This window comes from Enterobacter sp. NFIX58, assembly GCF_900110475.1.
GTDB classification, from domain to species: Bacteria; Pseudomonadota; Gammaproteobacteria; order Enterobacterales; family Enterobacteriaceae; genus Enterobacter; species Enterobacter quasiroggenkampii.
Genome location: NZ_FODW01000003.1, coordinates 461,910 through 473,777 on the forward strand (window position 1 = coordinate 461,910; position 11,868 = coordinate 473,777).

12 protein-coding genes and 2 tRNA genes are annotated in these 11,868 nt (G+C 55.8%); 7 read left to right on the forward strand and 7 right to left on the reverse strand.

Annotated elements, in window-relative coordinates:
- The first annotated feature begins 1 nt into the window (after position 1).
- Both BMW97_RS15495 and BMW97_RS15500 read left to right on the forward strand, forming a co-directional pair.
- Positions 2-77 (forward strand) — tRNA-Val (locus BMW97_RS15495).
- Positions 78-81: 4 nt separating this feature from the next.
- Positions 82-157, forward strand: a tRNA-Lys gene (locus BMW97_RS15500).
- A gap of 43 nt (positions 158-200) precedes the next feature.
- Here BMW97_RS15500 and BMW97_RS15505 read toward each other — a convergent pair.
- The 3 genes from BMW97_RS15505 to xapA form a co-directional block, all read right to left on the reverse strand.
- Positions 201-1,085, reverse strand: coding sequence for a LysR family transcriptional regulator (locus BMW97_RS15505; RefSeq protein ID WP_048226142.1), 885 nt, complete (start codon positions 1,083-1,085; stop codon positions 201-203).
- A gap of 67 nt (positions 1,086-1,152) precedes the next feature.
- On the reverse strand, positions 1,153-2,409 hold the full coding sequence (locus BMW97_RS15510; RefSeq protein ID WP_045909440.1) for a nucleoside permease: 1,257 nt from the start codon (positions 2,407-2,409) through the stop codon (positions 1,153-1,155).
- A 51-nt stretch (positions 2,410-2,460) separates the two neighbouring features.
- Complete coding sequence (xapA, locus tag BMW97_RS15515; protein ID WP_045909441.1) at positions 2,461-3,285, reverse strand: xanthosine phosphorylase; 825 nt, start codon at positions 3,283-3,285, stop codon at positions 2,461-2,463.
- A 206-nt stretch (positions 3,286-3,491) separates the two neighbouring features.
- On the opposite strand from xapA, the gene BMW97_RS15520 reads away from it, so the two are divergent.
- On the forward strand, positions 3,492-3,830 hold the full coding sequence (locus BMW97_RS15520) for a FlxA-like family protein (RefSeq protein WP_045909442.1): 339 nt from the start codon (positions 3,492-3,494) through the stop codon (positions 3,828-3,830).
- On the opposite strand, the gene BMW97_RS15525 is transcribed toward BMW97_RS15520, so the two are convergent.
- Positions 3,827-4,762 (reverse strand): LysR family transcriptional regulator, encoded by a 936-nt coding sequence (locus BMW97_RS15525; RefSeq protein ID WP_045909443.1) that lies wholly within the window; start codon positions 4,760-4,762, stop codon positions 3,827-3,829. The two genes, BMW97_RS15520 and BMW97_RS15525, sit on opposite strands and share 4 nt — an antisense overlap.
- An 89-nt stretch (positions 4,763-4,851) precedes the next feature.
- Between BMW97_RS15525 and BMW97_RS15530 the strand changes: the two genes are divergently transcribed.
- Positions 4,852-5,847, forward strand: a complete 996-nt coding sequence (locus BMW97_RS15530; RefSeq protein WP_045909444.1) for a bile acid:sodium symporter family protein — start codon at positions 4,852-4,854, stop codon at positions 5,845-5,847.
- Here the strand turns inward: BMW97_RS15530 and BMW97_RS15535 are convergent.
- The 3 genes from BMW97_RS15535 to zipA form a co-directional block, all read right to left on the reverse strand.
- On the reverse strand, positions 5,844-6,059 hold the full coding sequence (locus BMW97_RS15535; protein ID WP_003861328.1) for a DUF3820 family protein: 216 nt from the start codon (positions 6,057-6,059) through the stop codon (positions 5,844-5,846). The two genes, BMW97_RS15530 and BMW97_RS15535, sit on opposite strands and share 4 nt — an antisense overlap.
- A gap of 1 nt (position 6,060) precedes the next feature.
- A complete protein-coding gene (gene ligA / locus BMW97_RS15540; protein ID WP_045909445.1) occupies positions 6,061-8,076 on the reverse strand; it encodes an NAD-dependent DNA ligase LigA in 2,016 nt (671 codons plus the stop codon).
- Between the two features lie 69 nt (positions 8,077-8,145).
- Positions 8,146-9,129: a cell division protein ZipA gene (gene zipA, locus BMW97_RS15545; protein ID WP_045909446.1), complete on the reverse strand. Its 984-nt coding sequence runs from the start codon at positions 9,127-9,129 to the stop codon at positions 8,146-8,148.
- A 230-nt stretch (positions 9,130-9,359) separates the two neighbouring features.
- Between zipA and cysZ the strand changes: the two genes are divergently transcribed.
- The 3 genes from cysZ (at position 9,360) to ptsH (ending at position 11,831) form a co-directional block, all read left to right on the forward strand.
- A complete protein-coding gene (gene cysZ, locus BMW97_RS15550) occupies positions 9,360-10,121 on the forward strand; it encodes a sulfate transporter CysZ (RefSeq protein WP_045909447.1) in 762 nt (253 codons plus the stop codon).
- Between the two features lie 163 nt (positions 10,122-10,284).
- Positions 10,285-11,256: a cysteine synthase A gene (gene cysK / locus BMW97_RS15555; RefSeq protein WP_045909448.1), complete on the forward strand. Its 972-nt coding sequence runs from the start codon at positions 10,285-10,287 to the stop codon at positions 11,254-11,256.
- A 317-nt stretch (positions 11,257-11,573) separates the two neighbouring features.
- Positions 11,574-11,831 carry a phosphocarrier protein Hpr gene (gene ptsH, locus BMW97_RS15570; RefSeq protein WP_045909449.1) on the forward strand — a complete coding sequence of 86 codons (258 nt, stop codon included), beginning with the start codon at positions 11,574-11,576 and terminating at the stop codon, positions 11,829-11,831.
- Positions 11,832-11,868: the final 37 nt, after the last annotated feature.

Here is an 11,868-nt window from a genome sequence, read left to right on the forward strand (position 1 = left end):
TGGGCGATTAGCTCAGTTGGTAGAGCATCTCCTTTACACGGAGGGGGTCGGCGGTTCGAGCCCGTCATCGCCCACCATTTCGGGTCGTTAGCTCAGTTGGTAGAGCAGTTGACTTTTAATCAATTGGTCGCAGGTTCGAATCCTGCACGACCCACCAATGTAAAAAAGCGCCCTAAAGGCGCTTTTTTGCTATCTGCGATTTACATTGTTAACGTCGCAATCAATGTCTTCACCGCTGGGGTCGCCTGCTTCTCGTCATACACCACATACAAATCTGCCGGTATACGCTCTTTCAGCGGGCGGAACACCACGCCCGGCCACTGCATTTGCGCGTAACTGTCTGCGGCAAGCGTAATCCCCATGCCCATGCTGATCATCGCCAGTACCGTTTGCGGCTCAACGGCTTCACGCACGATCATCGGCGAAAACCCGGCCTGCTGGCAGACGCGATGTAAAAATGCCCAGTCAGAATGCGCTGAAGGCATCGTGACAAAATACTCGTCCTGCAACTCTGCGAGCGCAATCGATGATTCGCTCACCAGCCGATGATCCTCCGGCATCGCCACCAGAAAAGCAGCCTCACGTAACCGTACGCTGGTAAACCCAGCGGTGGGCTCGGTTGCCATTCGCCAGATGCCCACATCCAGCTCCCGGCGCTCAAGCAGCGCCATCTGCATGACCGGGGATTTCTCGCGGAATACGACATCTACATTCGGGTGCGATTTCAAAAAAGCGCGCATCACCGTGCGCACCTCACTCCACATGGCGGTACCGACAATACCCAGCTCAATGCGCCCTGCCTCCCCCCGGCCAATCTGCTCAACGCGAGCCAGCGCCTGGTTTGCACCGGCAAGCAAACGACGGGACTCTTCCATCAGCACCTTACCGGCATGCGTCAACGCGACGCTTCGCGAGTGGCGAATAAACAGTAACGTCCCCAGCTGGCTTTCCAGCTCTTTAATATGCAGGCTCAACGGCGGCTGAGACATATTGAGACGGGCCGCAGCCCGTCCAAAATGCAGCTCCTCCGCCACGGCCAGAAAATAGCGCAGCAGCTTGAGATCGGTCCGATAGGCGCGTTCCATCAAAACATATCCTGGCGATAACACTTATGTGCCTACCTTAAAGCCTTTCATCGTGCAGAGGGGAAATTTAGTGCGCAACTGTGCGCATCTCGCTGTTTTTGCAGGTATGGCGATAGTTAAAGCTGAAATAAAACACCACCGCGAGCGCCAGGGCATAGGCCGCGAATACCAGCCAGATCGTCTGCCAGTCCTTCACTCCGTCCACCGAGAAATAATCGACGGCCATACCGCTCAATACCGATCCGAACCAGGCCCCGATACCGTTAACGGTTGTCATAAACAGCCCCTGTGCGCTGGCGCGGATATCGGCGCTCACCTCCTGTTCGACAAACACCGAGCCGGAAATATTGAAAAAGTCGAACGCGCAGCCGTAGACAATCATTGAGAGCATGAGCAGCACAAAGCCTGTTGCAGACGGATCGCCAAAGGCAAACAGCCCAAACCGCAGCATCCAGGCCACCATGCTCATCAGCATGACCGTTTTAATACCAAAGCGTCCGAGGAAGTACGGAATGGTCAGAATGAAGAACACTTCAGAGATTTGCGAAACGGAGAGCAGGATGGACGGATATTTGACGATAAAGCTATCGGCATACGCCGGATTACGCGCAAAATCATGCAGGAAGGGGCTGCCAAACGTGTTGGTTATCTGCAGCACGGCCCCCAGCAGCATCGCGAATAAAAAGAACACCGCCATGCGGGGCTGTTTAAACAGGACAAACGCATTGAGGCCCAGCTTGCTGGCCAGCGACGGAGACGTTTTTGTTTTCGCCACCGGAATGGCTGGCAATGTCAGAGAATAGAGCGCCAGCAGCACGGACGCGGCAGCCGCCATATAGAGCTGCAGGTTGCTCAGCTCTGCCCCCATCAGGCTTATGGTCCACATCGCGGCAATAAAGCCCACGGTGCCATACACCCGCACTCGCGGAAAATGGCTCACCGTATCCAGCCCTGCCTGTTCAAGACAGGAGTAAGAAATCGTATTCGACAGCGCAATCGTGGGCATAAAGGCCATCGCATTCACCAGCATGACCCAGAACATCAGGCCCGGCTCATTGACCTGTGCGGCATAGCAGAGCGCGACGGCGCAAACGAGATGACAAATCACGTAGGCGCGGTCTGCCCGCAGCCATTTGTCGGCAATAATTCCCACCAGCGAGGGCATAACAATCGCGGCAAGTCCTTTGGAGCTGTACACCATGCCCACGTCGGAGCCGGTAAAATGTAGGGTGTTAATCATGTAAGCGCCGAGGGTAACCAGCCAGCTCCCCCAGATAAAATATTGCATAAAGGACATCATCTTTAAGCGAGTCGTGATGTTCATAACCCATTCCTTATAGCAGTGTGGCCCTCACGGGCCACTTTATTGTTTTACTCAGGCAATATGGCGAAGAAAACCGCAGATAAGATTGATAAAGTTCTGGCGGGAAAGCTCAGCGGCAGCGAGGGTTTGTTCATGCGAGAGTTTGATATCGCCCAGCCCTTCCGCGAGATTGGTAATCGCAGAAACGGCCACGACCTTCAGGCCGCAGTGACGCGCGGAAATCACTTCCGGCACTACGGACATGCCCACCACATCGCCGCCGATAATTTGCATCATGCGGATCTCGGCCGCCGTCTCGAAGTTCGGACCGGGATAAGAAACAAACACCCCTTCATGGAGCGGGAAGCCGGCTTTCGTCGCCACGGTTTGCAGAATGGCGCGGTAATCCGCGTCGTAAGCATTGGCCAGCGAGAAGAAACGCTCGCCAAAGCGCTCATCGTTCAGCCCCACCATCGGCGTGCCCGGCATGGTGTTAATATGGTCGCTCAGAGCAACCAGACTGCCTGGCTGAACGTCCGGGCGCAACGAGCCCGCCGCATTGGTGCTAAACAGCAGTTCGCACCCCAGCAGCTTAAAGGTGCGGATCGCATCGGTCATGATGGACATCCCGCGCCCCTCATAGAAATGGCCGCGCCCCTTCATGCAGGCAACCGGCACCCCGGCAAGATGCCCGAGCACCAGCTCCCCGGCATGGCCATGCACGGTGCTCACCGGGAAGCCAGGCAGCGTTTCGTAGCTCAGGGAAACGGCGTCATCAATCTGGTCGGCAAGGGCACCCAGGCCAGAGCCGAGAATAAATGCCACGCGAGGCGTGAAGTTCGGCTTAGCGGCGCGAATGATGTCGGCGCAGTACCACGGATTATTCGAGAGGGTCATAGAGGCTCCTTAAGGATGAAGATCGCGATGCGGGGATCGCATGACTTACGTCTTATATCCGCAGCCTGCCGGTGACCTCCAATACACTTTCACCGCACCATCAATACTGATTGTGTATCGATGCAACTCCCTGCCAGATATGGCAGTTTTGCTCAAGCTAATCCCGTCGGTGCCGATACCTCTGTTTTATAACGCGAGGAAAAAGTATGACGACCATTCAGGCTTCAACCCAACAGATACAAACCAGCGGCGCGAGTGGCACTTCGAGCAGTAACGATATCTCTGCGCAAATCACCCGCATTCTCGACAAGATCAAAAAGCTGACCCAGCAGTTAAAAGAGCTGTCGAACAGCCCCATCAGCACCGATGAGAAGAAAAAGCAGCAGGAACTGATTCAGACCCAGATTAAAGTGCTGCAGGCGCAGCTCGCCGCGCTGCAGCGCCAGCAGGCCGAAGAGGCCCAGAAAAAGCAGGAACAAAAACTGGGCAAAGTGGAAGGCGTGAATAGCCCGTCAGACACTAATCAGATTGATATCTACATCTAATCTTCTGATGCGTTAAACAGTGGATCGCGTATGCGGGCCTCGGTTAATCGCTGTGCCTGGATACGCACCACTTCCCAGATAGCCTGCGCCGCCCCCGAGAGTGAACGATTTTTTCGCCGCACCAGCATTAGCTTTCGCTCAACAACGGGCGTCAACCGCTTCACGGCCAGTCGACTTCCCTGCGGCAGGGGAAGCGCCAGGGCGGGCAATATGCTGATGCCAATGCCGGCTTCCACCATGGGAAACAGCGTTGCCGGGTGACCAATCTCCTGCACGATTGCTGCCTTGACCCTCTGATCCACCAGCGCGGAATCAATCAGCGGGCGGCTGCCCGAAGCATAATCCTGTAAAACCAGGTTCGCGCCCTGCAGTGACTGCCACCTGACCTCCGGTAACGCGGCCAGCGGATCGTCGTCACGGCAGAGCAGCAAAAAGGGCTCTGAAAGTACGCTTTCGCACTCCAGATCGCTCACCTGGCCGGGATCGATAACAATACCAAAATCGACATCTCCCTGGCGGATGCTCTCCAGCACCCACTGTTGCGGTCTGTCATGCAGCACAAAATCAATGTCCGGGTAGCGATGGCTTCCCTCGGCAATACACTGCGGGATAAGGTGCGCAGAGATCGTCTGGCTGGCCGCAACCCGCACGGTACCTGAAAGCTGCTGACCCAGTCTTCCCACGTCTCTGAGCGTGCTGTTCAGTTCATCCAGCAGCCGTTCAAGGCGCAGAGCCAGCTGCTGCCCGGCTTCGGTCAACACCACTTCGCGCGTGGTACGATCGAGTAATCTTACCCCCGTCTGATTCTCCAGCTCTTTCACGCTGTGGCTGACCGCCGACTGGCTCAGGCCAATCATCTCCCCTGCCCGGCTAAAGCTGCGGGCATGGGCGACGGTGACGAAAATGCGAAGCTGGCGTAAGGAATAATTCATCTGTTTAATTCATGAATGGATGCAATAAATCAATTTTATTTCTCAAATGGAAAAAAGCACAATAGCGACATCTGTTTTCAGGAGTCATTATGAAACTATTTCGTATTGTTGATCCGTTTACGCTCACCCTGGTGGTTACCGTTTTACTGGCCTCGTTCTTTCCCGCTCGCGGCGGGTTCGTCCCGTTCTTTGAAGGACTGACGACGGCCGCCATCGCGCTGCTGTTCTTTATGCACGGCGCAAAACTCTCCCGTGAAGCCATTATCGCGGGCGGTAGCCACTGGCGACTGCACCTCTGGGTGATGTGCAGCACGTTTATTCTGTTCCCGATCCTCGGGGTGCTGTTTGCCTGGTGGGCGCCGGTTAACGTCGACCCGGCGCTCTACACCGGCTTCCTGTATCTCTGTATTCTTCCGGCCACGGTGCAGTCCGCCATTGCCTTTACCTCTCTCGCGGGAGGGAACGTGGCGGCCGCGGTCTGCTCGGCATCAGCCTCCAGCCTGCTGGGGATTTTCGTCTCGCCGCTGCTGGTGGGCCTGCTGATGAACATGCACGGTGCGGAAGGTAACCTTGAGCAGGTGGGCAAAATCTGTCTGCAGCTGCTGCTGCCCTTTGTCCTGGGTCATCTCTCCCGTCCGTGGACCGGCGCATTTGTGGCGAAGCATAAAAAATGGATTTCAAAAACCGACCAGACCTCGATTCTGCTGGTGGTTTACTCCGCCTTCAGCGAAGCGGTCGTGAACGGGATCTGGCACAAGGTGGGGGCAGGCTCGCTGCTGTTTATCGTGGTGGTCAGCATTGTCCTGCTGGCGATTGTAATAGCGGTAAACGTCTTTGTGGCACGTAAGTGCGGCTTCAACAAAGCGGATGAAATTACGATTGTGTTCTGCGGTTCGAAGAAGAGCCTGGCGAACGGCATCCCGATGGCCAACATTCTGTTCCCGACCTCGGTGATTGGGATGATGGTGCTGCCGCTGATGATTTTCCATCAGATCCAGCTGATGGTCTGCGCGGTGCTGGCGCGTCGCTACAAGCGCCAGACCGAAAAGCTGGCGCAGGAAGCGACCCGCGCCGCGAAGGCTTAAGGACGTTTCAGGGGCTGCACCAGCTGGGTCAGCCCCTCGGTTTTGATCAGTAACGTTATCGCCATCAGCTCGCCCAGTCGCCCTGCCGGAAATTCATCCTTACGGGCAAACCACAGCAGATACTCCTCCGGCAAATCAATCAGCCTGCGGCCCTTGTATTTACCGAACGGCATCTCGGTATTGGCGATCTCAACGAGCTGCTCTTTCTCCACGTTACTCTCCTAACAGACGCATCATTTCCGCTTCGTCGATAACCTCAATGCCGAGCTCCTGGGCTTTCGCCAGCTTCGAACCCGCCGCATCTCCGGCAATCACCAGGTCGGTTTTCTTCGACACGCTGCCCGCCACTTTGGCCCCCAGCGCCACCAGACGGGCTTTAGCATCGTCGCGTGAAAGCTGGCTCAGGCTGCCGGTGAGCACCACCGTTTTACCGGCGAACGGACTGTCGATCTCTTCAGCATTGACCACCACCGGCGCGGGCCATTTAATGCCCTCTCCCAGCAGTTCGCCGATGACGTTACGGTTACTCTCTTCGGCAAAGAAGTTAAAGACGTGCGTGGCAACGACGATGCCGACATCCGGGACTTTCTGCAGCTCCTCGATGCTCGCCTTTTCCAGCGCCTCCAGCGTACCAAAATACGCCGCCAGCCCCGCAGCCGTGGCTTCACCCACCTCACGAATGCCCAGCGCGTACAGGAAGCGGGCGAAGGTGGTCTCTTTGGCGGCTTCCAGCGCGTTAACCACGTTCTGGGCTGACTTTGGCCCCATGCGGTCCAGACCGGTCAGTTTACCTGCGGTCAGCCTGAAGAGGTCCGCTGGCGTGTGGACATACTCTTTCTCAACCAGCTGATCGATAATCTTGTCGCCCATGCCGTCCACGTCCATTGCGCGACGGGAAACGAAGTGCTTCAGTGACTCTTTACGCTGTGCGCCACAGATTAAGCCCCCCGTACAGCGCGCCACGGCTTCACCTTCCACACGCTCAACGTCCGAGCCACACACCGGGCAATGGGTTGGGAAGACAACCTCGCGCGTATCGTCAGGACGTTCTGACTCCACAACGTTAACCACCTGCGGGATCACGTCCCCCGCGCGGCGAATCACCACTTTGTCACCAATACGCAGGCCCAGGCGGTCGATTTCATCGGCGTTATGCAGCGTGGCGTTACTCACCAGCACGCCCGCCACCTGCACCGGCTCCAGACGGGCGACCGGGGTAATGGCCCCCGTACGTCCCACCTGGAACTCCACGTCGCGGACGAAAGTCATCTGCTCCTGAGCTGGGAACTTAAACGCCACCGCCCAGCGCGGCGCGCGCGCCACGAAGCCCAGCTGCTCCTGCAGCGCCAGTGAATTCACCTTGATGACCACGCCATCAATATCAAAGCCGAGCGTCGGACGTTCCTCTTCCACCTTGTGGTAGAACGCCAGTACCGCTTCCGGCGAGTCGCAGAGCTGAACGCGGTTGCTCACCGGCAGTCCCCACGCCTTAAACTGCAGCAGACGCCCGAGATGGGTATCCGGCAGCTCGCCGCCCTCCAGAATACCGACACCGTAGCAGAAGAAAGTAAGCGGTCGCTTCGCAGTGATGCGCGGGTCAAGCTGACGCAGCGAGCCCGCCGCCGCGTTACGCGGGTTAGCAAACACCTTCCCGCCGGTGCGACGCGCCTCTTCGTTAATTTTCTCGAAGCCCGCCTGCGGCAGGAACACCTCGCCGCGCACTTCCAGACGCGCAGGAATGTTGTCACCCTGAAGCTTCAGCGGGATCGCGCGGATGGTACGCACGTTAGTGGTGATGTCTTCACCCGTCGTGCCGTCGCCACGCGTCGCGGCACGCACCAGCACGCCGTTTTCATAGAGAAGGCTGACGGCCAGGCCATCCAGCTTCAGCTCGCAGCACCAGGTGAGCGCGTCGCTGCTTTTCAGGCGATCCTGCACGCGCTTGTTAAACGCGAGGAAGCTCTCTTCATCGAAGACGTTATCCAGCGACAGCATTGGCACTTCATGCCGCACCTGGCTGAAGGCCCCCAGCGGCTCTGCGCCGACGCGCTGGGTGGGGGAATCCGGCGTGATGAGTTCAGGATGCTGCGCCTCTAATTCCCGCAGCTCACGCATCAGGCGGTCATACTCCGCATCCGGGACTTCCGGTGCGTCCATAACATGATAGAGATATTCATGATGGCGAAGCGTGGTTCGCAGTTCAGTGAGTTGTTGTTCGATTGAGTCCATATCACACCATCAATGAGAAAAAACCCCCGACATGCGGGGGTTGAGGAGGAGTTGAAGTCAACGCGGCGATTACGCGTTAGCTTCCTTAACTTCGCGGATGCGGTCCTGATACTCGCGCAGTTTCTGCGGGGTCATCATTCGACGCTGATCGTCGAGCACCACACCACCGACTTCGTCAGCGATATGCTGAGCGGACTGCAGCATCAGCTTAAAGTTTTGCAGTTCGTCGCCGTAAGACGGCACCTGCATAAAGATAGTGACGCCAGGCGTAACGAAATCACCGGTCATGTCCGGATCAAAGGTACCTGGGTTAACCATGTTGGCCAGGCTGAACAGCGCCGGGCCGCTACCGTCAGGACTCAGGTGACGATGGAAAATGTTCATATCGCCAAACTTGAAGCCTGCCTGTTGAATACTGTTAAGCAGAACGTCACCGTTGAGATGGCTACCGTGATGCGCGGCCACGTTCATGATGATCACCGCTTCTTTACGCTGCGGTTTTTCAACAACCGGTTCTGGCTCTGCAACGGGCTCAGGCTCAACGTGCGGGGCTGGCGCGGGCTGCGGCGCAGGTTGAACATGAACAGGCTGCTGCGGTTGTCGTACCGGCTGTGCAGGCTGCTGTTGCACGGGCTGCTGCAGCGGTTGCTGTTGAACCGGCTGTGGCGCAGCAGGCTGCTGATAGACAGGCTGTTGCGGCGGCTGGCGCACCGGTTCTTCCACAGGCTGCGGCGCTGGCTGGCGCGGCTGTGCAGAAGCATACGGCGGTTGATACTGGTGCTGCGAAGGACGAGGCGCTTCATGCTCCCCATGACCTACGCCGGGCGCAGTATTGACCCGATGAACACGAACTTCACCCACGCCGTCGTCGTCGCTTCCATCGATGTCATCTTCACTGTCATCGTCGTCACGACTGGACTTCATGCGCTTCAGTGGGCGATCGCGAAACATCGAGGAACGCTCTTTACGGCTGGTCCAGAAACCATGTACCAGTAAAGCGATTATGGCGATCGCGCCAACAATGATTAATATCAGACGCAAATCCTGCATCATTATATTCTCTGTTGTTCTAACACCTTGCCACCACGGCAAACATTTACTCACTAAGAGTATTTGCCGTTTACGTCAAGTGCAAGTGTGTGCAGAGCATTCACAGCATAAAGATGAAGGAAATCGTGCTTTTTGCTGGTTTTTCGAACATTTCCGAACTGGTCATTGGTCCGTAAGTGGATAATATAGGCGGGCAATTCCACTGGTTGTGTAAAAAGGAGTACAGCCTGGCTATGGTTTCAACATCTTCTTCCCCCCCGCGCAGCGGCGTCTGGTATTTTTCTCAGGGCTGGAAACTGGTCTCCCTGCCGGGTATTCGACACTTCGTCATCCTGCCGCTGTTGATCAACATTATTCTGATGGGCGGCGCGTTCTGGTGGCTGTTCACAAAGCTGGAGAGCTGGATCCCGTCGCTGATGAGCCATGTGCCAAACTGGCTGCAGTGGCTTAACTACCTGCTCTGGCCGGTGGCGGTGATCTCCGTGCTGCTGGTGTTTGGCTACTTCTTCTCGACGATTGCCAACTGGATAGCCGCACCGTTTAACGGTTTGCTGGCGGAACAGCTGGAAGCGCGCCTTACTGGCGCAACACCGCCGGACACGGGCATATGGGGGATCATGAAAGACCTCCCTCGCATTATGAAGCGTGAATGGCAAAAGTTTGCCTGGTACCTGCCCCGCGCGATTGTGCTACTTATCCTCTATTTTGTGCCCGGCATTGGCCAGACGGTGGCACCGGTGCTGTGGTTCCTGTTCAGCGCCTGGATGCTGGCCATCCAGTACTGCGACTATCCGTTCGACAACCACAAGGTACCGTTTAAAGAGATGCGCACTGCCCTGCGCAGCCAGAAGGTTGCCAATATGCAGTTTGGTGCGCTGACCAGCCTGTTTACCATGATCCCCTTCCTGAATCTGTTCATTATGCCGGTTGCCGTCTGCGGCGCGACGGCAATGTGGGTGGACTGCTACCGTGCTAAGCACGCGTTATGGAAATAATGCAAAAATGTGTAAAGCAGGGGTGGCTTATGCCGCCCCTTATTCCATACTGATCCCCATTATTTCCTTGCAGTATATAGATATGCGAATTCCTTACTTCCCCCTACCTGCTTAGCAGGTATGCTGGGTCGGTATCCCAATTTCATACAGTTAAGGACAGGCCATGAGTAAGATTTATGAAGACAACTCGCTGACTATCGGTCATACGCCCCTGGTTCGACTGAACCGTATCGGTAATGGACGCATCCTGGCGAAGGTCGAATCACGTAACCCGAGCTTCAGCGTAAAATGCCGCATCGGTGCAAACATGATTTGGGATGCTGAAAAACGTGGCGTACTGAAGCCTGGCGTTGAGCTGGTGGAACCGACCAGCGGCAATACCGGGATCGCTCTGGCCTATGTTGCTGCCGCGCGCGGCTATAAGCTGACGCTGACCATGCCTGAAACCATGAGCATCGAGCGTCGTAAGCTGCTGAAAGCGCTGGGCGCGAACCTGGTGCTGACCGAAGGCGCGAAGGGCATGAAAGGTGCCATTCAGAAAGCCGAAGAGATTGTGGCCAGCGATCCGGCGAAATACCTGCTGCTGCAGCAGTTCAGCAACCCGGCAAACCCGGAAATTCACGAGAAGACCACCGGCCCGGAAATCTGGGAAGATACTGACGGCCAGGTTGACGTCTTTATCTCCGGCGTGGGTACCGGCGGTACGCTGACCGGCGTGTCACGCTATATTAAAGGCACGAAGGGTAAAAAAGATCTGATTACCGTTGCCGTTGAGCCGACTGACTCACCGGTTATCACCCAGGCGCTGGCGGGGGAAGAACTCAAACCTGGCCCGCACAAAATTCAGGGTATTGGCGCAGGCTTCATTCCGGGCAACCTGGATCTGAAGCTGATCGATAAAGTGATCACCATTACGAACGAAGAAGCCATCTCTACCGCGCGTCGCCTGATGGATGAAGAAGGTATTCTGGCGGGTATCTCTTCCGGTGCGGCCGTTGCGGCAGCGCTCAAGCTTCAGGAAGATGAAGCCTTTACCAATAAGAATATTGTGGTTATCCTTCCTTCCTCGGGTGAGCGTTACTTGAGCACCGCGCTGTTTGCCGATCTCTTCACTGAAAAAGAGCTGCAACAGTAGTGCCAGCATGTTAATAACGCGTAAAAAAGCACCTTTTCAGGTGCTTTTTTGTGGCCTGCTTCAAACTTTTACCCCTCCTGGCATTGCTTCACCCCGTAGGGTCTGGTATTTAAACCAGCAATTATTTTGATGCGTGAAATTAATCAGCGAATGAAATAGCCTTGCTGAATCGATTTTATGATTTGGTTCAAGTCTTGCTTTCGCTGCATAATGTTTAATGACGATCGAAACGTCAGCGCTAACAATACAGGCTAAAGTTCAGTCGCCAGGCTAGACTTTAGTTCCACAACACTAAACCTATAAGTTGGGGAAATACAATGTTCCAGCAAGAAGTTACCATTACCGCTCCGAACGGTCTGCACACCCGCCCTGCTGCTCAGTTTGTTAAAGAAGCAAAAGGCTTTTCTTCTGAAATCACTGTGACTTCCAACGGCAAAAGCGCGAGCGCAAAAAGCCTGTTCAAACTGCAGACTCTGGGTCTGACCCAGGGCACCGTTGTCACCATCTCTGCGGAAGGTGAAGACGAGCAGAAAGCAGTTGAGCATCTGGTAAAACTGATGGCTGAGCTCGAGTAAGTTTCCGGGTTCTTTTAAATATCAGTCACAAGTAAGG

Coding starts and splice junctions, on each gene's coding strand:
- ptsH (WP_045909449.1), top strand. CDS start 11,574: ATGTTCCAGCAAGAAGTTACCATTACCGCTCCGAACGGTCTGCACACC.
- BMW97_RS15510 (WP_045909440.1), bottom strand. CDS start 2,409: ATGAACATCACGACTCGCTTAAAGATGATGTCCTTTATGCAATATTTT.
- cysZ (WP_045909447.1), top strand. CDS start 9,360: ATGGTTTCAACATCTTCTTCCCCCCCGCGCAGCGGCGTCTGGTATTTT.
- ligA (WP_045909445.1), bottom strand. CDS start 8,076: ATGGACTCAATCGAACAACAACTCACTGAACTGCGAACCACGCTTCGC.
- xapA (WP_045909441.1), bottom strand. CDS start 3,285: ATGACCCTCTCGAATAATCCGTGGTACTGCGCCGACATCATTCGCGCC.
- BMW97_RS15520 (WP_045909442.1), top strand. CDS start 3,492: ATGACGACCATTCAGGCTTCAACCCAACAGATACAAACCAGCGGCGCG.
- cysK (WP_045909448.1), top strand. CDS start 10,285: ATGAGTAAGATTTATGAAGACAACTCGCTGACTATCGGTCATACGCCC.
- BMW97_RS15505 (WP_048226142.1), bottom strand. CDS start 1,085: ATGGAACGCGCCTATCGGACCGATCTCAAGCTGCTGCGCTATTTTCTG.
- zipA (WP_045909446.1), bottom strand. CDS start 9,129: ATGATGCAGGATTTGCGTCTGATATTAATCATTGTTGGCGCGATCGCC.
- BMW97_RS15525 (WP_045909443.1), bottom strand. CDS start 4,762: ATGAATTATTCCTTACGCCAGCTTCGCATTTTCGTCACCGTCGCCCAT.
- BMW97_RS15530 (WP_045909444.1), top strand. CDS start 4,852: ATGAAACTATTTCGTATTGTTGATCCGTTTACGCTCACCCTGGTGGTT.